Raw genomic sequence first — 25387 nt, 5'->3', positions numbered from 1 at the left:
AATAGATTGATTTTAAATTAATTATTAAATATAAGGTGGGGCAATAAAAGGCTAATCAATCATTAAGCTTACTAAAAATCCAACCAAATTTATTGCGATACATTAGAGGTAATCATAAATTACTGGGAATATATAGTAAAAATAGCGTCCTCAGCAAAGATTTCAGTCGAAAAAAAGGAAGCCATCGGCTTCCTTTAGTATAAATTTGTTAACGAACTAAAATTACGCTTGGCCTTTAACTTCTTTTAAGCCATTGAATGGTGCATTTTTACCTAATGCTTCTTCAATACGAATCAGTTGGTTATATTTAGCAACACGGTCAGAACGGCTCATTGAACCCGTTTTGATTTGGCCTGCAGCTGTACCGACTGCTAAATCTGCGATAGTTGCATCTTCAGTTTCGCCTGAACGGTGAGAGATAACAGCTGTATAGCCTGCATCTTTCGCCATTTTAATTGCAGCCAAAGTTTCAGTTAAAGAACCAATTTGGTTGAATTTGATCAGAATAGAGTTAGCAATGCCTTTATCGATACCTTCTTTCAAGATCTTAGTGTTCGTTACAAACAGGTCGTCACCAACCAGTTGGATTTTGTCACCAAGAACTTTAGTTTGGTATGCGAAACCATCCCAGTCAGACTCATTCAGACCATCTTCGATAGACACGATTGGGTACTGTTTAGTCAGTTCTTCTAAATAGTGGGTGAACTCTTGTGAAGTGAAGGTTTTGCCTTCGCCTTTCAGCTCATAATTGCCTGTTTCTGCGTTATAGAACTCAGATGCTGCACAGTCCATTGCCAGTGTTACGTCTTTACCTAACACATAACCTGCTTGCTCAACCGCTTCTTTAATTGCTGCTAATGCCGCTGCGTTTGACTCTAAGTTAGGTGCATAACCACCTTCATCGCCTACAGCTGTATTCATACCTTTAGATTTCAGTACTTTTGCTAAGTGATGGAAAATTTCAGAGCCCATACGAACAGCTTCTTTCAGCGTTGGTGCGCCAACAGGCTGGATCATGAATTCTTGGATATCAACGTTGTTATCTGCGTGCTCACCACCATTGATGATGTTCATCATAGGCAGAGGCATAGAGTATTGGCCGTGAGTACCATTCAGGTCAGAAATGTGCTCATACAGAGGCATACCTTTCGCTGCCGCAGCTGCTTTAGCATTTGCTAAAGATACAGCCAGAATTGCGTTTGCACCAAATTTAGATTTGTTCTCAGTGCCATCGAGATCAATCATGATTTTATCGATATTAGCTTGGTCTTTAGCATCTTTACCGATCAGTGCTTCTGCAATTGGACCATTAACAGCAGCAACTGCTTTCAGAACACCTTTACCCAGGAAACGTGCTTTATCACCGTCACGCAGTTCCAGAGCTTCACGAGAACCTGTTGACGCACCTGATGGTGCTGCAGCTAAACCAACAAAGCCACCTTCTAAATGAACTTCAGCTTCTACAGTTGGGTTACCACGAGAGTCAATGATTTCACGACCGATCACTTTAACAATTTTGGACATTAGGTTTTCCTCAGTACAAGTTAAATTTTGGGAAGTTGGTGCACCTGCGCCGACTTCCCCATATCTTATTTCAACTCACCTTTCTGGTACTTACCAGCGGCTTTAACAAAACCTGCAAACAACGGATGACCATCTCTTGGTGTAGAGGTGAACTCTGGGTGGAACTGACAAGCCACAAACCATGGATGATTTGGGTTTTCAATAATTTCCACCAGCTTGTTATCTACTGAACGGCCTGCAATTTTCAGGCCCGCATCTTCAATGCGTTTAAGCAGTAAGTTGTTCACTTCATAACGGTGACGGTGACGTTCAATAATGGTTTCTGAACCATACATCTCACGTACAAGACTACCATTCACTAGGTGGCATGGTTGGCTACCTACTCGCATTGTTCCACCAAGGTCGCTCTCTTCTGAACGCACTTCAAGGTTTCCTTCTTCGTCACGCCATTCTGTAATTAACGCAACAACAGGGAATTTACAATCCGCTTTAAATTCTGTTGAATTTGCATCTGCCATATTGGCCACATTACGTGCAAATTCAATCAAGGCAACTTGCATACCCAAACAAATCCCTAAGTAAGGAATCTTGTTTTCACGTGCATATTGAGCAGTCAGAATTTTACCTTCAACACCACGCTCACCAAAACCGCCTGGTACTAAAATAGCATCTAAATCTTTAAGTAACTCAACACCACGCGTTTCGATATCTTGTGAATCAATCAATTTGATGTTCACAGTTAAACGGTTTTTCAAGCCACCGTGTTTTAATGCTTCAATTACAGATTTATACGCATCTGGTAACTCAACATATTTACCAACCATTCCGATGGTGACTTCACCTGCAGGATTAGCTTCTTCGTAAATAACTTGTTCCCACTCAGATAAATTAGCTTCTGGCGCATCAATGCGGAAGCGGTTACAGATGTATTCATCCAAACCTTGTGATTTTAACAAGGCTGGAATTTTATAAATTGAATCAACGTCTTTGAGAGAAATAACCGCTTTCTCTGGCACATTACAGAATAATGCGATTTTTGCACGTTCATTTGCAGGGATCACTCTGTCTGAGCGACAGATTAACACGTCTGGCTGGATACCAATTGACAGCAATTCTTTCACAGAATGTTGAGTTGGCTTAGTTTTCACTTCACCAGCAGCTGCAAGGTAAGGCACTAATGTTAAGTGCAAATATAAAGTGCGCTCACGGCCGACTTCTGCAGCCATTTGACGAATCGCTTCAAGGAATGGCAATGATTCAATATCACCCACTGTACCACCAACTTCAACCAAAACAACGTCATGGCCTTCGCCACCACGGATGATACGGTCTTTAATTTCATTAGTGATATGAGGGATAACTTGAATTGTAGCGCCTAAGTAGTCGCCACGGCGCTCTTTACGCAGAACTTCAGAGTAAACACGCCCAGTCGTAAAGTTATTACGACGAGTCATTTTAGTACGGATGAAGCGCTCATAATGACCCAAATCTAAGTCAGTTTCAGCGCCGTCTTCTGTAACGAAAACTTCCCCGTGTTGGGTTGGGCTCATTGTGCCTGGATCTACGTTGATGTAGGGATCCAGTTTCATAATAGTCACGTTGAGTCCACGGGCTTCGAGTATAGCCGCCAAAGAGGCTGCGGCAATGCCTTTACCCAGAGAGGATACGACCCCGCCGGTCACAAAAATATAATTAGTTTTCATGCTGAACCTGAAAGTTTAGGTTTAAAAGATGATGGATATAACAGGACGGGAAAACAGTATACCCGAACCTTAATTTCGCTACAAATGTTCTAAGCATAATAAGGCTAAATTTCATCAATACTCTAATATTATCAGCAAGTTAAAAGCGAAAATTATTTATCGCTTCAAAATTAGTCATCTTTGTCTATTTTCATAGATTAACACAGTTCAAATGCAAAAGCTAAATCCTTTCAGCTCATTGTATAGTATAAAAAATGCGATTCTGCACTAACTTTGATTTTGAATAACTATTTACTCTTCAACCTAGCATTTAACATCCAAAAATGCTAGTTCACTCACTGTTTTTGAAGCTTTAATCTGAGTGTTTCTAAAAACGTATCAGCATAGATATCGCCTTGAAGCACTAATACCTAAGTAAAAAAACATCAGCCACTACAACATGTTACATTAAATACCACTTGTGTTTTTAGGATTAACTTTTTTATATTTACACTAATATTTAGTTAATATTGGGTCATTGGACAAATGGGAAAACTTTCAACATGACGAATGATTACCATAACACCCCACATGATTCAGTATTCAAAGGCTTCATGTCAAAAATTAGTAATGCACGAGATTTTTTTGATGTTCATTTGCCTGTAAATATTAAATAACTGTGTAATTTTGATACATTAGAATTAACTAACTCATCATTCATTGACCTTAAACTGCGCTCTCGCTTATCTGACGTCCTGTACTCTGTCGAGACTACTCATTTATGTTCTCGTCGAACATCAATCAGTGCCTGATAAACTGATGCCTTGGCGTCTTATGCACTATGCATTTCAGGCTATGAGCCAACATTTACAGCAAGGCCACAAAACACTACCTTTTGTCATTCCAATGCTATTTTATAATGGAAAAACCACACCTTACCCTTACTCTCAGTTATGGACAGACTGTTTCCAATATCCAGAACTTGCGAATAATTTTTATTTTAATTCTCTTCCCTTAATTGATGTGACCGTAATTGATGATAACGAACTGCTAAAGCACCGCAAAATTGCCGTGATGGAACTAGCCATGAAACATAAAAATTTGCGGGATGACGTTAACCAGATAATCGCCCATCTAGCCCAAGCAATAAATCAAGACTATAATGATGAAGATGACATAGACAAAATATTCTATTACTGGTTTTATACTATTGATTCGCATGATTTTGTTAGCATTGTAAAAGAGCTAACGAATCAAATTCATAGTCATCAAGGAGTTGTTATGAACATAGCAGAACGCTTGAAAGACCAAGGACGTATAGAAGGTCGAGAGGAAGGTAGGGAAGAAGGTCGTGAAGCAACTCAACTAGCAATTGCCTCTAAATTATTAAAGGCAGGTGTTCCTCTTGAGCTAATTATGGAAAGCACAAACCTAAGTAAAAATGAGATACTCGAATTACTATAACTATATCCTGACTAATTCGAGTTACAGCTTGGTGGCAAGTATGGCTATACTCTGGTAACTAGCTAAAACATAAGTAAGCTAACGTCACTAATAAGCCATGAGGGAAATATAACTACAGTCACTCTTGGCTCTTAATTTGCTGCCAAAGCGCCTCCATCTCCTCAAGTGTAGCACTTTCTGTAGACTTGCCACTTTCAGATAAACTTTTTTCTATTTGCCTAAAACGTCGTTCAAATTTACTGCATGCTTTTTGCAGGGCAATTTCGGGCTTGTGGCCTAAATGGCGAGATAAGTTAACCGTCGCAAACAGTAAATCACCAATTTCCTCTTCAAGACGCGCACCATCAATAACCACCTGAGTGGCTTCTTCCATCACTTCTTCAAGTTCTTCCTGGACTTTCCCAACCACTGGACCAAGGGTATCCCAATCAAAACCCACGGAAGCACAGCGCTTTTGAATTTTATAGGCTTTCATCAAGGCAGGTAATGAATTTGGAATATCATCTAATACCGAAAATTGGGCTTTTACAGCTCGTTCCTTCGACTTGCGCTTTTCCCAACCATCAATCACTTCAGCACTACTCAATGTATTATTGGCATCAAAAATATGAGCGTGGCGATATTCGAGCTTGTCACTCACCGCTTGGCAAATATCATTGAAATCAAACAATGAATTTTCATTCGCCATTTGCGCATAGAAAACGACTTGGAATAACAGGTCTCCCAACTCACCTTTTAAGTCGTCAAAATCTTCACGTTCTATCGCATCAAGCACTTCATAGGTTTCTTCAAGTGTATAAGGCGCAATCGTTTTAAACGTTTGCACTTTGTCCCATGGACAGCCTGTTTGCGGATCTCGAAGCTGCTTCATAATTGATAATAAACGTTCGATTTGAAGATTTGTCTGACTCATTGTATTAACCTTTAATTTTTTTGTTTCTAGTTGTCCTTTATCCCAAACTTATCAGAGTTGATGAGCAATCGACAAATTTTTCCCAAAAAAATAAATTTTTGCTAACTAACTCATGAAGAAACAGAAGTTGTATAGAAAAGAATAATTAAAAACATGAAGAGAGGGATTTTTAGAATATAAATATACCGATTTTCAAAATAGTTTGAATTGTAGGTAGGCGGCAAGCGAAGATATCTCGGGGAGCATACACAAGTATGTGACCCGAGTAACTAAGCGCAGCCAACACCCCTACAACTCAAAATATGAAGAAAATCACTGAGAATGACGTTTTGCTTCTATAACATCCGGCAACTGATTCAGCTTAGCTAACACCCGACTCAGCACCTCAATGTTATACAGCTCAATAGTCATATCTATCGTTGCCAATTGCTGTTTTACATCACTGCGGCTACTGACACCAAGCACATTGACTTTCTCATTTGCTAATATTGTCGTGATATCACGCAGCAAGCCGCTACGGTCATTAGCTATAACTCTAACCACGAGAGAATAACCACTCGAGTAGTTTTCTCCCCAGACTGCATCTATTACGCGTTCTGGTGCATGGCTTTGCAGCTCAGCTAATTGTTCGCAGTCTGCACTGTGAATAGAAATACCTCGTCCTTTCGTGATAAAACCGACAATTTCATCCCCTGGAATTGGCTGGCAGCAGCGTGCAATATGGTGCATTAGGTTACCAACCCCTTCAACCACCACTCGACCGCTACCATGAGATGGTGCTCTTGGGAGTGAAGACTTACTTTCTAATGTCTTCATTGCCGCACGGTCTTCTTCTTCGGCAGTGGCTTTATTAAATTTGCTTTGCAGGAAATTCACTAATTGGTTGATACGAATATCACCGCCGCCAATTCCAGCCAAAACCTCATCCAATGAATGAACATTGTAGCGTGCGATTAGTAGTTTTTCTGCTTCACGAAGGCTGATATCAAGCTGTGATAGTTCGCTATCTAAAATTTGACGCCCTGCAAGGATGTTTTTATCTCTATCTTGTTTGCGGAACCAATTTTGGATTTTAGCTCGCCCACGGCTGGTTGTGACATATCCTAAATTAGGGTTTAACCAGTCGCGGCTTGGATTTGGATGCTTTTGAGTAATAATTTCAATTTGATCGCCCATTTGTAATTGATAGCTAAATGGGACAATACGCCCACCTATTTTTGCACCAATACAACGGTGACCGACATCACTGTGAATATGATAAGCAAAATCAAGTGGTGTCGAGCCTGCTGGTAAATCCACCACATCCCCTTTTGGAGTAAAGACATACACTCTATCATCAAACACTTGGCTACGAACTTCATCTAGCATTTCGCCAGAATCTGCCATTTCTTCTTGCCATGCGATCAGCTTACGTAACCATGCAATGCGGTTTTCGTAACTACTGCCTTTGCCAATGCCAGTCGCGCCCTCTTTGTATTTCCAATGGGCCGCGACCCCCAGCTCTGCATCTTCATGCATTTGGCGGGTGCGAATTTGAATTTCAAGCGTTTTGCCGTTTGGCCCTAACACTACTGTATGAATAGATTGATAACCATTAGGTTTCGGGTTCGCCACATAGTCATCAAATTCATCAGGAAGATGGCGAAAATGGGTATGTACAATCCCTAACGCAGCATAACAATCTTGCAAACGTTCAACGACAATACGCACTGCTCGCACATCAAACAGTTCATCAAATGCCAATGATTTTTTCTGCATTTTACGCCAAATGCTATAAATATGCTTAGGCCGGCCGTAGATATCTGCTTGAATACTCTCTTTTAACATGTATTTACGTAAGGTTGTAACAAAAGTATCTATATACTCTTCACGGTCAATACGACGTTCATGGAGAAGCTTTGCGATTTTCTTATATTCATCGGGATGCAAATAACGGAAACAGAAGTCTTCTAACTCCCATTTCAATTGCCCAATTCCTAAGCGATTTGCTAGGGGGGCATAAATATTTGAGCACTCTTTAGCCGCTAAAACGCGCTCATCTTCAGTTGCATCTTTGACTTCACGTAAATGTGCAATTCGTTCCGCTAATTTAATGACAACGCAGCGGAAATCTTCCACCATCGACAATAGCATACGGCGAATATTATCGACTTGTGTCGAACTTGTTTCACTCGATTGCGTGGCTTTGAGTTGACGAATCGCATCCATTTCCAGCACGCCTTTAACGAGCTCATGAATGGATTGACCAAATTCATCAATAACTTCTTGCTCTTCCAACTTCCCCTCTTCCACTAAGGGAAAAAGTAAAGCTGCTTGTAAGCTGCCGATATCCATACTTAATGTCGATAGGATTTCGGTCATTTCAATACCGCGCCACAGCAACAGAGGGGCGATTTCTTGTCCGGCTAGTTTATCGTGACAATATTGCCAGGTATGGATGAGCTTTTCTTCTGATTGTTTATTGCTCAATCCCAGACCGTTAACCCACTTTTCTGGGGCAAACTCACCTGCTGGGGTAAGATGCGCACTTCTTACTGCAACCATATATTCTCCCTACCTATTAAACCTCTGGGCGACGGATAAATAACGCCATTGATTCTAAATGGCTAGTATGCGGAAACATGTCTAGCATCCGCAACTGTAATAACTGATAGCCCCCATCAAGTAAAACTTTGCTATCTCTTGCCAATGTTGTGGGGTTACATGAAACATAGACAATTTTTTCTGGCATCAGTTTAATTAAATGTTCCATAACACCAGCGGCTCCGGCTCTAGCTGGGTCTAATAATACTTTATTAAAGCCATGAGCCGCCCAAGGTTGTGTGTGTATCTGGGTTTCTAAGTTTTCATTATAGAATGTCGCATTACAAATAGTATTGAGCTGTGCGTTATTTCGTGCCTGTTTGACTAAATTTTCCACACCTTCAACACCCACAACGGATTTCACTAGCCGTGCGATAGGCAACGTAAAGTTACCCATTCCACAAAAAAGGTCTAATACCCTATCTTCACTGTTTAGATCTAACCATGCTAAAGCTTGTTCTACCATCAACTGGTTAACTTGCCCGTTCACTTGAATAAAATTTAATGGGTTAAATTTTAGTATCTCCCCAGCAACTTGATATTCAGGTTGTGGCGAATTTGGTGATAGAGCCTGTAAGTTTTCATCATTACCTGCTAACCAGATAGACACTCCATGCTGATTTTCAAAATCGCTTAACTTTTGAGTATCTGATAACGAAAGAGGCGTTAAATAACGAATCAATACAATTTTGCTATTGTCTGCATGAATAAGTTCTACGTGGCCCAGTTTTGCTTTATTACTGAGCTGGTTAATGCATTCAGAAAGTGGTTTTAATAAGATATCCAGATCAGGGGATAATATAGGGCAATTTTTTATATCAACTAATGTGTTAGATTGAGATTGACGAAACCCCATAACGACATTTTTATTTTTAGGCTGATATTGTAACCCCAACCGAGCTCTGCGACGGTAGCCATATGACTCACCATAAATCACCTCGGTACAGGATATATCTTGCGATGTTTCACGTCGCATCAGATAAGCTAAAGCATGAGCTTTGCTTTCTCTTTGTAGTGCAATGTCAACATGTTGCTGTTGGCACCCTCCACATTGGTTAAAATAACGACACCGTGGCTTGACTCTTTGGGGGCTCGTACTCAGGCGTTTAATCACCTTTCCTTTAGCAAAATGCCGTTTCTCTTCCGTCAATTCAATTTGGGCTTCTTCTCCAGGCAATAAGCCTGTTACAAAAATGGTTTTTCCTTCGATACGGGCAACACCTTGCCCTGCGGCATCAAGGCTATCAGCAACAACCGTGATTTGACGGCGTGGGGTGGTACGGCGATTAGGAGAGTAAAATTGAGCCATAAAGTAGTCACTACAGAGTATTAAGTTATAAAAATCATGATTGCCGAGTTTTCAATTTTAATGCGTTGTTTTTTTCGCTAATTAATCAAGGAAAATGGCTAGGCTATTATACCTGTTTTCCTATCATTTGATTGACTACTTTTCTATTTTTATTCCGCTCTTCAGTTATTGCATCAATTGCTAACCATAAATTTACGATATTCTTCATAGGCATAGTGGTCTGTCATACCGCTAATATAGTCTTGAATCAAACGAGCTCGATAATAAAACTCAAGGATAGATTTATCTGCTTCATTCGTTGCAGAAATTTTCTCAAGTGCTTCCGTGTAAGATAAGCGATGCTTATTAGATAACTTATGGAATAACCTCGTTTCAATGAAAAAATGCTTGTGGTAATTTTTGTCCACAAGGTCAGCAAAATCACCTCTATCCATCATCAATAGCGGACTATAAAAATCTAATAACCCACTGATAATTCGATAGCCTTGTAACTCTAACTCTTCAACTTCATGGTGATTAAATACATGTTTAAAAGCCACTGTTTTCAGTACTTTTAATAGCCTATGCTCTGGGCTCTTATCTTCTAACAAAGCACTGTTAAAAGTGCCGTTATAAATTTCAGGTAGATTCTTAATGAATTGTTGTGCGCTGTAATGAGACAATTTTCCTGTGATATTTACGCGCAAATACATAAAGAATTGATCTTGCTGAATGCGCCTTGTGTGGTTGTCACTGATATTATTGAAAGCTCGCATAATGGTTTGATCGAATAAATCATTTTGTTCAATATTTCCCCATTCTACTTTTAAATACTCAATCAACTGCTCAACAGTAAAAATTCCTTTTTCCGCAGCATCATCCAAATCAGCAATACAATATGAAATATCATCAGCCGCTTCCATAATATAGGACAACGGGAAACGGCAATATTTTGCCATATCGAGCTTTTTAGTTAGCTCACTAACAAAGTCCACTTCTGACCAATAATAGCCTGGTTTTTTCATCAAATAATCAAACTCAGGTGGAATTGGCGCCAAATCATAAGCTCCACGCGTATACTTTAAAATAGAACCCACTTGCGCATAGGTTAAATTTAATTTGAGTAAGCGATGCGCCATACGTAACCCTTGGGCATTACCTTCAAATGAGCATAAATCCTGCTTTAATTGACGACGGAATAAATCTTGCTTTTCATTTCCAGTTAACTGTAATGCAGGTATTTGGCATGGATCAGGGGAATTGGGGGTATATAAGTAACTTGGCGATAGTAATTTAGTAAACCACCGTTGAATTGCAGCCTCACCAAAGTGCCCAAATGGTGGATTGCCGATATCATGCATTAAGCACGCCATTTCGACTAAGCTCTCAAAAGCATCACACCGCTCATCTAGCCCATAAGGTTCAAGTAATTTTTTCTTTTTTAGTTCGCCTAAAACCGTTTTACTGATGTAACGGCCAACCTGCTGTACTTCTAATGAGTGAGTTAAGCGACTGCGCACTGCTGCATTTTGCTCTAAGGGAAAAACTTGTGTTTTTTGTTGTAAGCGGCGGATGGCAGCTGAATTAATAATTCGCCCACGGTCACTTTCAAATAAGCGATTCACCGCATCTTCATCTTTAGGTGAAATTTTTTGGTTTTTCGCACTGCTCATGTAGTTGCGCTGAAAGTTTAACTTCTTAACAAAATTAATCTCACCCACTCTGCCACCTTCCCTATCTCGATTGATGCTTCATTATATAGCCTAAATACAGGAAAAAAACTTCACGACTCACCTTTCAATGTTACACTTCGTGCATCTTTGTAATTTCGTTGTCTAAATCTGAGTTGTTGCAATTAAAATTGCGAACCCACTCGAAGAATACAGCAATAACACAATAAAACATTATCGTCCCTAGTCAAAATATTGACACTAATAGTGCAAATTGAGCAGGGAAAAGGAGACAAAATGAAAGTTGGAATAATTGGTGCCATGGAACAGGAAGTGGCAATTTTGCGCTCGCAAATAGAAAATTGCCAAACTATTAACCGTGCAGGTTGTGAAATTTATACAGGTCAAATTAATGGTGTTGACGTTGCGTTATTAAAATCAGGTATTGGTAAAGTTGCAGCCGCAATCGGTACAACGCTATTACTGGAGCATTGCCAACCAGATGTGGTGATTAATACTGGCTCTGCTGGTGGTTTAGACCCTCGTTTAAACGTCGGCGATATCGTCGTTTCTACTGAGGTTCGTTACCATGATGCAGATGTGACAGCATTCGGTTATGAACCTGGCCAAATGGCACAATGTCCACCCGCTTTCGTCGCAGATACTAAACTGATTGAAGTTGCTGAGCAGTGCATTCAGTTATTGGACATGAACGCTGTTCGTGGTTTAGTTTGTAGCGGTGATGCTTTTATTAATGGTGCTGAACCACTGGCTCGCATCAAGGCTATGTTCCCGCAAGTTGCGGCAGTAGAAATGGAAGCCACTGCGATTGGACAAGTGTGTCACCAATTTGGTATCCCGTTTGTCGTCGTCCGAGCCATTTCCGATGTGGCTGATAAGGAATCCCACACAAGCTTCGATGAATTCTTACCAGTTGCTGCCCGTCAATCGTCATTAATGATCACTGCAATTTTATCCAAACTCGCTTAATAATCCTCATAAAAAGTATAACTAATTGTTAGTTATACTTTTTAATGCCACGATGAATTTTGTTATGAAAAAAATAACACATTATTTCTCCCTTACTATTACTCTATTATGTGCTTTATTGGTGGCTTTTTCTGCTCTAGGAGCGGCAAAGCAACGCGTTATCAGCTTATCACCTGCCAATACTGAGCTTGCTTATGCAGCAGGACTTGGGGATAGCTTAATTGCGGTTAGTGCTTACTCCGATTACCCAGAACAAGCAAAAAACCTAGAGCAAGTATCTGATTGGCAAGGTTTAAATGTAGAGCGTATTATCGCACTTAGGCCTGATTTAATCCTCGCATGGCAAGGAGGCAACCCTCAACGCCCTCTTGATCAGCTTGCGAATCTCGGCATTCCAATTATTTATTTTGACCCTCAAACCATTGATGATGTCATCAATTCAGTCACTGAGTTGGCACAATACAGTCCAAACCCAGAGCTTGCACAACAAAATGTGGAAAGAATGCGCGCTGAGCTAGCTCCTTATCAAAATAAAAAAATTTCTAATAACAAACCAAAGAGAGTGTTTATCCAGCTCGGCACTCAGCCTTTATTTAGCGCGGGTAACCACACGCTGCAAAATGATGTCGTCGAATTTTGTGGGAGTGAAAATATTTTTGCTAATAGCTCAGTTCAATGGCCACAAGTCAGTCGTGAACAGGTACTCACTCGCAAACCAGATGTAATAATCATGACGGGCTCAGCAGAACAGGAAAAAGCAGTGAAAGAATTTTGGCACTCCCAGCTCAACGTCCCAGTTATTCGGTTAAACGAAGATTGGTTTCATCGAGCAGGCCCAAGGATTGTGAACGCGACCGAACAACTGTGCAAACAGTTAAACTCACTATCCAATTGATAATTGATAATTGATAATTAAGAATTAAGAATTAAGAATTAAGAATTACAGAAATTTTCTAAATAGTTCGAGGTGTGGCAAGGCTGCAAATGAAGGTATCTCGGGGAGCATACATAAGTATGTGACCCGAGTAGCTGAATGAAGCCAACACCGCCACAGCTCGAAATATGACGAAAATTAGACGCTGAAGGACGAACCACACCCACAAGTAGACTTAGCATTCGGGTTAGTCACAATAAAACGTGAACCTTCCAAACCTTCGGTATAATCAACACTTCCGCCGACTAAATATTGTAGGCTCATTGGGTCTACGACAAGAGCAACACCTTGCTTTTCAATTGTCATATCGCCTTCGTTGATTTGGTCATCAAATGTGAAACCATATTGGAAACCGCTGCATCCGCCACCAGTGATATAAACACGCAGACGCAGATTTGGGTTGTCCTCATCAGAGACTAGATCTTTAACTTTAATTGCTGCCGCATCAGTAAATTGCAAAGGCAGAGCTGCATCATCACTCATTTTTTTACTCCAAACCGGTGACCGGTAAATTCATGCGTAGGCTAAAACCTACTCAGATCAATTAACCTAATTATCCGCCACTTGACTAAATGGTTCAAGTGTTGTTACGCAATTAGACACATTGTGCATATCTTCGTATCAATATTTGGTTTAATTGGTGTGGTGCTTTAGAATGAGAGCAATTTTTTTCTTAGCCTCTTTCTGGAGCCCTGCGATGTCACAATCTGAAAAACTTTACGCACAAGCAAAAGAACAAATCCCTGGTGGTGTAAACTCCCCTGTTCGTGCTTTTAATGGTGTTGGTGGAACCCCATTATTTATTGAAAAAGCGGATGGCGCTTATATTTATGACGTTGATGGTAAAGCCTATGTGGATTACGTTGGCTCATGGGGACCGATGGTATTAGGCCATAACCACCCTGAGATCCGAGATGCTGTGATTAAAGCGGTCCATAAAGGGTTAAGTTTTGGTGCACCGACTGCCGCCGAAGTTGAAATGGCTGAATTAGTTTGTGAGTTAGTGCCATCTATGGATATGGTACGCATGGTGAATTCAGGTACTGAGGCAACCATGAGTGCAATTCGTCTGGCTCGAGGTTACACTGGCCGCGACAAAATCATCAAATTTGAAGGCTGCTACCATGGCCATGCAGATTGCTTATTAGTCAAAGCAGGTTCTGGGGCGCTTACGATGGGTGAACCAAACTCTCCGGGCGTCCCCGAAGATTTTGTAAAACACACATTAACTTGTACCTATAATGACCTAGCTTCAGTTCGCCAAGCATTTGAAAATTATCCAGAAGACATTGCCTGTGTGATTGTTGAACCTGTTGCTGGAAATATGAATTGCGTACCACCAACGGATGAGTTCTTACCGGGTTTACGTGCATTATGTGATGAATTCAATGCCGTACTCATCATTGATGAAGTTATGACTGGCTTTCGCGTCGCATTAGGTGGTGCACAAGATTACTATGATGTTCAACCTGATTTAACCTGTTTAGGTAAAATCATCGGTGGTGGTATGCCTGTGGGTGCCTTTGGTGGCCGCCTTGAAATTATGGAAAAACTAGCCCCAATTGGGCCAGTTTACCAAGCAGGAACCTTATCTGGTAATCCTGTCGCGATGGCGGCGGGTCTTGCTTGTTTAAAAGAAGTCTCTCAACCGGGAGTTCACTCACGTTTAAATGAATTAACAGAAAAGTTAGCTCGTGGTTTAAAACGTGTTTCCCAAGAACAGGGTATCCCGATGGTTATCAATCACGTCGGTGGTATGTTTGGTATTTTCTTCACCGACGCACCAACAGTGACTTGCTACCAAGACGTGATGCAATGCGACGTTGAGCGCTTTAAGAAATTTTTCCACTACATGTTAGAGCAAGGCATTTACCTCGCACCTTCTGCTTTTGAAGCGGGTTTTATGTCTATCGCCCACAGTGATGAAGATATTGAGAAAACAGTTAAAGCGGCAGAAACAGCGCTGCTGAAAATCAAAAAGAATTAATTCATATTGAAATTACGGAGGTGAAATGTTACCTACTTTCACCTCTATTCTTTTACATCGGTAACGAAAGATTGGATAGCCACCAGTTGCAGCCTTACACCACAATTTTCTAACTCATTAATTCTCTCATTCTCTAGCCCATTAATTCTCTAAATAATTCAGCCTGTAGCTAGGCGGTCAGCGAGCTAGAGCCTAGGAGCATACAATAGTATGTGACTAGGTCTAGTGAGTGCAACCAACAACGCTACAGGTTGAAGTATGACGAGAATTTAGGGATTATTGCCAAACATATCCTTCACCCAATCCGGTGCATCATCTTGCTGCTCGCCATTATTACCATTTAAATCCCAAACTGGGGCTTCGTTTTCAGACGCTTGGCATAACCCTTCTGGGTTATCTGTCCAAATCGGTAACATTCTGCCTCCACCAAAGTTTGAGCAACTTAATTGGCCGTCAGCTGTGACTTGCATCTCAACAATACCCTCTGGCGCGCGGTTGATGAGTGCCAATGGCGCTTGGTTATCTAAGTAACGTTGGTACACTTTTAGTGCCCCTGTTGCCCCTGATAACTGTGTTGGGCCATTATTGTCACGACCAACCCACACAATTGCGACCTCTTTACCATCAATCCCTGCATACCAGCTATCACGCAAGTCATTCGTTGTCCCTGTTTTACCCGCTAAATTATACTTGGCATATTTGGTCAACAACACTCGCCCCGTACCTTGTTTAACCACTTGCTGCATACCATACAATGTGAGGTATGCTGCTTGGGAAGGTACTGCTCGTTCCGCTGACGGGTAACTTTGGTATATTTCATTACCATCTCCATCAATAACAGAACGCAATGCCGATAATTTCGCACGATTACCGTTACCACCAATAGTTTGAAAAACTTGTGCGACTTCTGCCGGTGTTAGGTTAACTGCCCCTAAGAACATAGCGGGCACTTTTTCCATCGCCGCTGCGGGAGCTCCTAAGCGTACAAAAGTGTTAAACACTTGGTCTAAACCGACCTCTAGCCCTAAGTTTACCGTTGGAATATTTTGTGATTTTGCCAATGCATCAACTAACATCATACGACCGTTGAAATTACGGCTGTAGTTTCTTGGGCTCCAGTTTTGATTCCCGACTTTTACTGTTAATGGCTCATCTTTTAACCACGTATTTAAACGAAAACGGTCTGGTTCACTGAGTGCAGCGAGGTATACCGGTGGTTTTGCTAGGGAACCAATACTACGCCGTGCATTTAACGCACGGTTAAACCCTGAAAACTGTGGTTGAGAGCCGCCAACCATCGCGCGCACTTCCCCATTAATGCGATCAACAACTACCATTGCACCTTCAATATCATCTAATTTACGAGATTTACGTAAATCAGCGACACCGTTCTCAACTGCATTTTCAGCCGCAGTTTGAGCCACTGGGTCTAAAGTGGTAAAAATTTTCGCGCCGGAGAGTTCTTTGACTTTATCGCCCAATTTTTCATTGAGTTCTAAACGAACCATTTGCATAAAGGCAGGTTGAGAAGCCACCAGCCCTTCTTTGTTTTTCACACCGAGAGGCCTTGCGCTTAGCACTTGATACATTTCTTGGTCAATCACGCCACGCGTTTCCAAGATTTTCAGCACGATATTTCGGCGTTTAATCGCATTTTGTGGCTTAGTCCAAGGGTTATACGTTGATGCCCCTTGCACCATTCCCACTAATAAAGCCTGTTGGTCAAAGCTTAACTCATTGATTGGTCGACCGAAATAATACAGGCTCGCTAATGGGAAACCACGAATTTCGTCATTACCGTTTTGGCCTAAAAAGACTTCGTTCAAATACAGCTCTAAAATGCGCTCTTTGCTGTAGTTGTAGTCCAGTAAAACGGCCATATAGGCTTCATTGGCTTTACGCTTTAATGTACGTTCATTGGTCAAAAATAGATTTTTGACCAACTGTTGGGTTAAAGTACTTCCCCCTTGAACGGAGCGCCCTGCACTTAAGTTAGCAACAACTGCACGGCCAATAGAGTATAAACTGACGCCATCGTGCTCATAAAAGTTGCGATCTTCGGTTTCTAGTAAGATTTTAACCAGAGACTCAGGGAAATCAGATATCGGTAAGACTAACCGTTGCTCATTGTTCGCCGACTGCATCATCGTGATCAGTTTCGGGTCTAAACGGAAAAAGCCAAATGAGCGACCGTTTTCCATGTTTTCAATCTTGCTCAACGCGTTATTTTCAAACACCATACGCGCAAGGATTTGCCCTTCTTTTTGGTCGGGGAAATTAAACGGTCTACGTAAGATTTCGATGCTATTACCACGCACCACAAATTCGCCCGATGTCGTTATCTTACTCACCTTACGGTATTGCATACCCTCAAGTAGGCGCACCATTTCTGCTTGGCTGTAGTCCATACCCGGTTCAAGGTTAACCATTCTGCCGTATACTGCAGCGGGTAAATCCCACACCTTACCATCGAGGCGTTCTTTAATTTGTTGATTTAAATAAAAACCATATGCCGCAAGTAAAACAGCAAACACGATCATCAGTTTGACTAGCAGCCAAAACCAACGCCATTTACTTTTTACCTTCCGAGGTTTGTTATTTTTTGAGCCTTTTTTAGCCATTTGCTCTTCTTCATCTTCATCATCGAGATATTGTTCGTCAATATCATCATCTTCGAATAAATCTTCATCGTCATAGTCATCGCGGTCTCTACGACGGCGGGATGAAGACTGTTTTTTCCCGGCAGCTTTTTTGTTACGCCTGCCGATTGGTTCAAAATCTTTACCTGACATGGTCACTCCATATCACATTACAAAATAACTTAATAACTCACTAGTAATGTCAGTTTAGTGGTTAATTTTGGCCTAGAACCCCAGAGATTTCACCAAAGAAAGCTCTTAATTACATTTCCTTACTCAGTCGGCTCATTGATAGAGCCAATAAGGAAACCCGCTATTAGAGCATAAAAATAGATTATTTCGCACCCATCATCGCTTTTTTTGTTTGTCTTGTTGGCGCAGTATTTACAGGGTCATCTGGCCATAAATGTTTTGGATAGCGCCCTTTCATCTCTTTTTGTATCTCTTTATAGCTGCCTTGCCAAAATGCACCAAGGTCTTGCGTGATCTGTAACGGCCGCATGGCAGGAGACAACAGAGAAACTGTTACGGTTATTTTTCCTTGTGCAACAGTCGGGTTCGCTTTTTCCCCGTACATTTCTTGCATACGAATCGCTATGACTGGTGGCTTATCTAATGCGTAGTGAATACTTACATCATGTGAAGATGGCGCTCGATAGGTTACCGGAAACATGCGTTCTAACCACTGTTGCTGCTGCCAATCTAATCGATTAATCAATAAAGAGGCTAAATCAATCCGCTGTAATTTTTGCTTATTTGTTATGCCATCAAGATAAGGCTCTAACCATTCACCCAGCGAATCCAATAGTGCCGCTTCATCAAAATCAGGCAAATCAATATCAGGAAAATACTGCTTAGCTAACGTGCAGCGGATACACAGTTGTAGTGCATCTTCCTGCCAGTTTAATTGCTGCAAGCCATTTTGCTTCAACCAATAAACTAACGCATAACGAATTTCAGTGTTATCAGGGTTGCTTAAACGTTCTGATTTCACCACTAATTGACCGCATTGCAAGCGTTTCCAAGCTAATAATGTCCCTTTTTGTTCATCCCATTCGACCGTTTCTTGTTTGTTAAACAGTGATGGGCAATCTGCTTGTAGTCTGTCAATATCTACAGGGTAAGCCAAGGAAATACGGGCATCTGCCATATTTTCGGGTTGCCATAAAGCCACGACGATTAACCATGGAGAACCGGATAATCTATCCGATTCATTCAATATCGCCCCTAAACCATTCGCCAGTTGATAGCGTTGTTGGTTATCTCGAGATTTCGCTATGTAGTCAGGAAACGCTGTGGCCAGCAACGTTGGTAACCACTCGCTAATGAGTGCATCTCGATTACCAATGGTACTCGATACTTTTTGTTCACAAAGCACTGATGCTCTCTTACACCACCCCTCTGTTGGCCTTTCTATGCAATAGCGAAGGTCTGCATCTTGTTGACGAGGAGGCTCCTCGATAATCGCCACCAACAGTGCGGCTAATTGAATAACAGACTGATTTTGGCTTTGCTGTGCTTTACATAACATTGCCGCTGTTCGTACTGAACTGCCTAACTCCGCCATCTGCTGCCCAAAAGGCGTTAACTTGTTTGCTGCATCAATAGCACCTAATTTGCCAAGTAAATTTTTTGCCGCTGATATTGCCGGTTTAGGGGGTAAAGTCAGCCAGTTCAGCTGTGCGGCATCGTGACAACCCCATTGTAATAAAGATAACCATAAGCTGCTCAAGTCACTTTGCGCAATTTCGGCCTCGCTAAATTGTGCCGCACGCTCAGCCTGCTCTTCACTGAATAAATGCCAGCAAACACCTTCTTCCAAACGGCCCGCGCGGCCTGCACGTTGTGCCATCGACGCTTGGCTAATTCGCTGTTTAACTAGTTTTGTTAGTCCTGTTCGTGGATTGAATTGCCCCACACGCTCAAAACCACTGTCTATCACAAGGCGGATCCCTTCAATCGTCAAGCTGGTTTCTGCAATATTGGTGGCTAATACGACCTTTCGCACTCCTTCTGGTGCTAGTTGAATCGCCTGTTGCTGGGCTTGTAGGGATAATGCACCGTATAAAGGACATAAAAGTATGTCCTCACTAACCATCAAAGCGAGCTCTGCTCTTACTTTCTCGATTTCCCCCATACCTGGAAGAAATAATAATAAAGACCCATCTTCTTGCTGCAATAACTGCCAAGCCGCCAATGCGACTTCTTTATGAAAGAGTTTATTTGGGTTAATCGGATGATATTCACGCATTACGGGGTATGTACGCCCTTGTGAAGTGATAACCGGAGCATCAGGAAACAGCTGAGACAGCCCTTGGTTATCCAATGTCGCAGACATCAATAGAATACGCAAATCTTCACGTAAGGCTTGCTGTGAATCAATTAGCAAAGCGAGGCCAAGGTCTGCCTGTAAATTTCGTTCATGGAACTCATCTAAAATGACTAAACCAACCCCTTCAAGCATGGGATCATTTTGCAGTAAGCGAGTGAGTACGCCTTCGGTAACCACTTCAAGACGAGTGTGGCGGCTAACTTTAGTTTCAGAGCGCATGCGTAAACCGATTGTATGACCAACTTCTTCACCAAGTTGCTGTGCAAGGCGAGCAGCCACTGAGCGCGCTGCCAAGCGACGAGGCTCTAACATGATAACCCGCCCGGTAATAACCTCACTCTTTAATATTTCTAACGGTAAAACTGTTGATTTACCAGCACCTGTCGGTGCATGAAGCAAAACTTGAGGTGAAGCTACTAACGCGGTAAGTATGTCCTCACAAACTCCAAATATCGGTAACACTGGGGTTATCACTCCATGTATTTAACTTTTACTGTTAGACATTGTAGCATTAGCCTCTTTTGCCAGTAAGCATATTACCGACAACGATAGCGGAGACCCCATGGAATTTGAACCCGCCTTACAACCAGCTACATTAATTAAGCGTTACAAGCGCTTTTTAGCTGACGTCACTTTGCCGAGCGGTGAAGAAATTACCATTCACTGTGCAAATACAGGCGCTATGACAGGTTGTGCTACCCCTGGTGATACCATTTGGTATTCAACTTCCAATAATACCAAACGTAAATACCCGTACAGTTGGGAATTAACCCAAACCGCACACGGCCATTTTATTTGCATTAATACCCTTCGTGCGAACCAGTTAGTTGCACAAGCCTTAACCGAAAAACACATTCCAGAATTATCCGAATACGGTGTAATAAAACCTGAAGTTAAATATGGCACAGAAAATAGTCGAATCGATTTCTTTTTAACGCAAAATGGATTACCAGATTGCTTTATCGAAGTAAAATCAGTAACTTTACTCGAAAATAATCAAGGGTTCTTTCCTGATGCAGTGACACTTAGAGGCCAAAAGCATTTAAGAGAGCTCATGCATATTGCGAAAGAAGGAAAAAGAGCCATACTATTGTTTGTTGCTTTGCACACGGGTATTCACGTAGCATCAGCAGCGGCTCATATTGATAAGCAATATGCGCAATTATTAGAGGAAGCGAGACAAAGTGGCGTTGAAGTGCTTTGTTATCAAGCTGATATAACTGTTCAACAAATGGCGTTAAGTAAGCAGATTCACTTTAACTCTATTAAATAAAGTTTTTTTAACCGATTTTTATACGAGGCCGCAGAGTTCTGGGCGCTAAAAAGGGAATAAACACGCTCGCCCTCACAGCATTACAAAACTCATTGCAGGAACGATTGCCAAGAGAGCAGTCTTCTGCTATTTATAGCGACCTTAATTTTTCCCCCTTGGGGTTTTTGTAAAATTTGCGTGTGTAGGAGAAGCATTATGCAAGAAGGGCAAAAACGTAAGACATCGTCCTTAAGCATTCTCGCCATTGCTGGGGTTGAACCCTATCATGAAAAAGCTGGCGAAGAGTACATGAACGAGGCCCAGTTGGCGCATTTTAAGCTCATTCTCGAAGCATGGCGCAATCAACTCAGAGATGAAGTGGACCGGACTGTTACTCATATGCAAGATGAGGCAGCTAACTTTCCAGACCCCGTTGATAGAGCCGCTCAGGAAGAAGAATTCAGCCTTGAATTACGTAACCGGGACCGTGAACGTAAACTGATTAAGAAAATCGAAAAAACGCTGAAAAAAGTTGAAGATGACGACTTTGGCTATTGTGAATCATGTGGTGTAGAAATTGGTATCCGTCGTTTGGAAGCCCGTCCTACCGCTGATTTATGTATCGACTGTAAAACATTAGCAGAAATTCGCGAAAAGCAAATGGCAGGCTAGTGTCTATATGGAGTCCTGAACGGCGCATATTACTGCGCCGTTACAAGGGAAACGCTTCATGCTATTATGTTCCACTCCTGACTCTTGATTTACATTAACCATCAAGTAACTCTCATCCTACTCCCTATTTTCTGCCAGTTGATGCCCACAATCGCCTATCACTCGCCTTTAAATAAGATAAATATTTACTTTCACATAATTTTTTACGCAAATAGATTATGTTATTTTTTTGCTCCACAGTTTGAGGTTAAATAATTAACTGACAACAAAAAATCGCTTAAAATAAGGCTTCTAATCGTATCCGCCTATAGCGAGAACGCTTTTTGGGCTATTATTTTACGTAAATTTTATAGGTAACGTTTATAATTAGAGGTGACTTTTATTCGTTTAACCATTCTCAAAGAAACTTCTGTGAGCTATGATTAGCCGCTTATTTTGTTTAATGAATATTGGTAATGACATCGAGGTGTACTATTTTTAACCGAGTAGCAAATTTCTGCCGTAATATTTTATCTCGCAATACAGACGCATCCCCTGAAGATGCAGTACAACATCGTGATCCTTCGCGAGATAGTCAGGCAGCCGGTAAAAGGCCAGTCACTCATTCTGCTCATGCGCAAACCGCATCTAAAGAGCAGAACACAGCTCAACCCCATAAAACAACCCCTATTAAAAAAACGGTTCGTCAATCTCAACGTGCCGATTCAACACCTGAGAAGCGCCCTACAATGACAACCGTAAACGACGAAAACATTACTGTTATCCCGCGTTCCGAACACCCTATTTCGCGCAGTGATATTAGTGACAATGCATTAAAAGTGCTGTATCGCTTAAACAAAAGTGGCTTTGAAGCCTACTTAGTGGGTGGTGGTGTGCGTGATTTGCTTTTAGGTCAAAAACCTAAAGACTTCGATATTACGACGAACGCAACACCTGAACAGATCCGCAAATTGTTCCGTAATTGCCGTTTAGTGGGTCGCCGTTTTCGTCTAGCACATATTATGTTTGGCCCCGAAATCATAGAAGTTGCGACTTTCCGTGGCCACCATGACCAAAATGCATCAGATGACAAAAACTTATCAGCACAAGCACAAAACGGCATGTTATTACGCGATAACATCTTTGGCTCCATTGAAGAAGATGCGATTCGTCGGGACTTCACCGTTAATAGCCTATATTACAATATTGAAGACTTCACATTACGTGACTACGTTAATGGATTGAATGACCTCAAAGCTGGCGTTATACGTCTAATTGGTGACCCTGAAACACGCTATCGTGAAGACCCTGTCAGAATGCTAAGAGCGGTACGTTTTGCCTGCAAATTAAATATGAGCATCGAACCAAAAACCGCTGAGCCAATTTACCAACTTGCTCATTTATTGAGAGAAATTCCATCTGCTCGGTTATTTGAAGAATCCCTCAAATTACTCCAAGCAGGCCAAGGTTACGCTACCTACAAAATGCTCAAAAAGTATGGTTTGTTTGAGCAACTTTTCCCTGTTGTCGCAAGCCGTTTTACGGATAACAGTGATTCGCCAATGGAAAAAATCATTGAGCAAGTTCTTAAAAATACTGACTTCAGACTAAAAAATGATAAGCGTGTTAACCCTGCGTTTTTATTTGCTGTTATGTTATGGTACCCAGTTACAGAGCATGCTGAAAAGTTATCTCAAGAAGGTGGGCTGGCCTATTACGACGCCTTTGCGCTGGCAATGAATGACATTCTAGACGAGCAGTGCCGTTCGATTGCGATCCCAAAACGCATTACAACCACGATGCGTGATATTTGGTTATTGCAGTTACGCTTACCTCGTCGCCAAGGTCGTCGTGCCAATAAATTAATGGAACACCCAAAATTCCGTGCAGCGTTTGATTTATTAGAATTAAGAGCTAATGTCGAGCACCGCAACGAGTTACAAGAACTAGCGTTATGGTGGACTGATTTTCAGCAAGCAAATAATATCAAACAGCGTGAAATGATTTCGGAATTAGGCAATGCCCCCACTCGCCGTCGCCATCGTCCACGTTCATCACAAGGTGGTTCCGGGGCGCGTCGGCCGAATAAGTCATAATAGATAGAGAGAATACAATGGAACAAGTCTATATTGCTGTAGGAAGTAACCTTGGTGAGCCACTATTACAGGCACAGCAAGCTATTGCAGCTTTAGATGCGATTCCCAATAGCCGCGTTGTTTCAACCTCTTCTGTTTATCGAACGAAGCCTCTAGGCCCGCAAAATCAGCCAGATTTTCTTAATCTGGCTGTACTACTTGAAACAAGTCTTGAGCCCGAAGTTCTTCTCAACTATACACAAAAAATCGAACTTGAGCTGGGCCGTGTACGCAAAGAGGAACGTTGGGGTCCACGAACGCTTGACCTCGATATCATGCTTTTTGGTAACCGTATCATCAATACTGAACGGTTGATCGTTCCACATTATGGGCTAAAAGAGCGTGAATTTATGTTGTATCCGCTTAGTGAAATCGCCCCTTCCCTTGTTTTTCCTGATGGCGAAAAGCTTTCAGAAAGACTCACACAAGTCCCTCGAAATGGCCTAACGTTTTGGGATATTCCAGCCTGAAATGTTCAACCTCTTATGAGGTATGGTCGCAGGGAGATCATTTCCGGAGGTTATTATAATGAAACCAATTTCTCTGGCTGATTTATGTCAGTTTAAAAAAGACAAACACAAATTTGCAACTATGACAGCCTATGACTCAAGCTTTGCTCAATTATTTTATGAGCAAGGTATCCAAGTGATGCTCGTTGGAGACTCACTGGGAATGACGATTCAAGGTGAATCCTCCACCTTACCGGTTACTGTCGAGCAAATTGCTTACCATACCCGATGCGTTCGCAAAGGTGCCCCAAATGCCTTCATTATTGCAGATATGCCATTTATGAGTTACGCCACACCAGAACAAGCTTGCACCAATGCGGCTATTTTAATGCAGGCAGGCGCAAACATGGTCAAAATTGAGGGTGGCAGTTGGTTATGTGATACCGTAAGAATGCTAGGAGAACGCTCTGTTCCTGTGTGTGGCCACCTAGGTTTAACACCACAAGCCGTCAATGTTCTTGGTGGTTATAAAGTTCAAGGACGTGATGAAGTCACCGCCAATCAATTACTCAAGGATGCAATTGCACTAGAAAATGCAGGTATCCAATTATTGGTTCTCGAATGTGTTCCAACCACCTTAGCCAATCATGTTACGGAAGAGCTACTATTGCCCGTGATTGGTATTGGTGCGGGAAATGGGACTGATGGGCAAATTCTTGTTATGCATGATGCGCTGGGGATTACCGCACGAGCCCCTAAATTCGCAAAAAACTTTTTAGCTCAAGCTGGCAACCTTCATGATGCTATTCGTATGTATATCCAAGAAGTAGAAGATGGCATTTACCCGAGTGAAGCCCATTCTTTTTCTTAACTGATGCCAGAAATTATAAGGAA

At 41.7% G+C, this 25387-nt stretch carries 17 protein-coding genes and 1 pseudogene; 9 read left to right on the top strand and 9 right to left on the bottom strand.

Translation table 11 applies throughout. The features are described 5' to 3' along the window. Positions 1-222: 222 nt before the first annotated feature. Entirely contained in the window at positions 223-1524 is a 1302-nt protein-coding gene (gene eno / locus PSF09_RS10865) for a phosphopyruvate hydratase (RefSeq protein ID WP_004260453.1), read from the bottom strand. A gap of 65 nt (positions 1525-1589) precedes the next feature. Further along, positions 1590-3227 carry a glutamine hydrolyzing CTP synthase gene (gene pyrG / locus PSF09_RS10860; RefSeq protein ID WP_210836118.1) on the bottom strand — a complete coding sequence of 546 codons (1638 nt, stop codon included), beginning with the start codon at positions 3225-3227 and terminating at the stop codon, positions 1590-1592. Between the two features lie 542 nt (positions 3228-3769). Between pyrG and PSF09_RS10855 the strand changes: the two are divergent. Continuing rightward, positions 3770-4670, top strand: a pseudogene (locus PSF09_RS10855) (Rpn family recombination-promoting nuclease/putative transposase). A gap of 118 nt (positions 4671-4788) precedes the next feature. Here the strand turns inward: PSF09_RS10855 and mazG are convergent. The 4 genes from mazG to dgt all read right to left on the bottom strand — a co-directional run bounded on the left by mazG (position 4789) and on the right by dgt (position 11175). Then, the gene (gene mazG / locus PSF09_RS10850) at positions 4789-5583 is read right to left on the bottom strand and encodes a nucleoside triphosphate pyrophosphohydrolase (RefSeq protein ID WP_272683885.1); all 795 of its coding nucleotides are present in this window, start codon (positions 5581-5583) and stop codon (positions 4789-4791) included. Between the two features lie 312 nt (positions 5584-5895). Beyond that, entirely contained in the window at positions 5896-8127 is a 2232-nt protein-coding gene (gene relA, locus PSF09_RS10845) for a GTP diphosphokinase (protein WP_272665700.1), read from the bottom strand. 16 nt (positions 8128-8143) lie between these two features. Beyond that, entirely contained in the window at positions 8144-9475 is a 1332-nt protein-coding gene (rlmD, locus tag PSF09_RS10840; protein WP_272683884.1) for a 23S rRNA (uracil(1939)-C(5))-methyltransferase RlmD, read from the bottom strand. A gap of 173 nt (positions 9476-9648) precedes the next feature. Next, the gene (dgt, locus tag PSF09_RS10835) at positions 9649-11175 is read right to left on the bottom strand and encodes a dGTPase (protein ID WP_272665698.1); all 1527 of its coding nucleotides are present in this window, start codon (positions 11173-11175) and stop codon (positions 9649-9651) included. 246 nt (positions 11176-11421) lie between these two features. On the opposite strand from dgt, the gene mtnN reads away from it, so the two are divergent. Further along, positions 11422-12114: a 5'-methylthioadenosine/S-adenosylhomocysteine nucleosidase gene (gene mtnN, locus PSF09_RS10830; RefSeq protein ID WP_272665697.1), complete on the top strand. Its 693-nt coding sequence runs from the start codon at positions 11422-11424 to the stop codon at positions 12112-12114. A gap of 64 nt (positions 12115-12178) precedes the next feature. Further along, positions 12179-13009, top strand: a complete 831-nt coding sequence (btuF, locus tag PSF09_RS10825; RefSeq protein WP_272665696.1) for a vitamin B12 ABC transporter substrate-binding protein BtuF — start codon at positions 12179-12181, stop codon at positions 13007-13009. A 177-nt stretch (positions 13010-13186) separates the two neighbouring features. On the opposite strand, the gene erpA is transcribed toward btuF, so the two are convergent. After that, positions 13187-13531: an iron-sulfur cluster insertion protein ErpA gene (gene erpA, locus PSF09_RS10820; RefSeq protein WP_004260480.1), complete on the bottom strand. Its 345-nt coding sequence runs from the start codon at positions 13529-13531 to the stop codon at positions 13187-13189. Between the two features lie 214 nt (positions 13532-13745). Between erpA and hemL the strand changes: the two genes are divergently transcribed. Beyond that, entirely contained in the window at positions 13746-15035 is a 1290-nt protein-coding gene (gene hemL / locus PSF09_RS10815) for a glutamate-1-semialdehyde 2,1-aminomutase (RefSeq protein WP_272575462.1), read from the top strand. Positions 15036-15304: 269 nt separating this feature from the next. On the opposite strand, the gene mrcB is transcribed toward hemL, so the two are convergent. Next, positions 15305-17827: a bifunctional glycosyl transferase/transpeptidase gene (gene mrcB, locus PSF09_RS10810; RefSeq protein WP_272665695.1), complete on the bottom strand. Its 2523-nt coding sequence runs from the start codon at positions 17825-17827 to the stop codon at positions 15305-15307. Positions 17828-18008: 181 nt separating this feature from the next. Beyond that, the gene (hrpB, locus tag PSF09_RS10805) at positions 18009-20468 is read right to left on the bottom strand and encodes an ATP-dependent helicase HrpB (protein ID WP_272683883.1); all 2460 of its coding nucleotides are present in this window, start codon (positions 20466-20468) and stop codon (positions 18009-18011) included. A gap of 100 nt (positions 20469-20568) precedes the next feature. Here hrpB and sfsA point away from each other — a divergent pair, with 100 nt between their 5' ends. The 5 genes from sfsA (at position 20569) to panB (ending at position 25364) form a co-directional block, all read left to right on the top strand. Beyond that, entirely contained in the window at positions 20569-21279 is a 711-nt protein-coding gene (gene sfsA / locus PSF09_RS10800) for a DNA/RNA nuclease SfsA (RefSeq protein WP_272665693.1), read from the top strand. 195 nt (positions 21280-21474) lie between these two features. Continuing rightward, complete coding sequence (dksA, locus tag PSF09_RS10795) at positions 21475-21930, top strand: RNA polymerase-binding protein DksA (RefSeq protein ID WP_004260494.1); 456 nt, start codon at positions 21475-21477, stop codon at positions 21928-21930. A 728-nt stretch (positions 21931-22658) separates the two neighbouring features. Beyond that, the gene (pcnB, locus tag PSF09_RS10790) at positions 22659-24005 is read left to right on the top strand and encodes a polynucleotide adenylyltransferase PcnB (RefSeq protein WP_210836166.1); all 1347 of its coding nucleotides are present in this window, start codon (positions 22659-22661) and stop codon (positions 24003-24005) included. 17 nt (positions 24006-24022) lie between these two features. Next, positions 24023-24514, top strand: coding sequence for a 2-amino-4-hydroxy-6-hydroxymethyldihydropteridine diphosphokinase (folK, locus tag PSF09_RS10785; RefSeq protein ID WP_210836140.1), 492 nt, complete (start codon positions 24023-24025; stop codon positions 24512-24514). 58 nt (positions 24515-24572) lie between these two features. Beyond that, positions 24573-25364 carry a 3-methyl-2-oxobutanoate hydroxymethyltransferase gene (gene panB, locus PSF09_RS10780; RefSeq protein ID WP_272683882.1) on the top strand — a complete coding sequence of 264 codons (792 nt, stop codon included), beginning with the start codon at positions 24573-24575 and terminating at the stop codon, positions 25362-25364. Positions 25365-25387: the final 23 nt, after the last annotated feature.

Origin of the sequence: Providencia sp. PROV141 (assembly GCF_028481645.1) — a bacterium.
Lineage (GTDB): Bacteria > Pseudomonadota > Gammaproteobacteria > Enterobacterales > Enterobacteriaceae > Providencia > Providencia rettgeri.
This window is presented reverse-complemented; position numbering and strand designations above follow the sequence as displayed.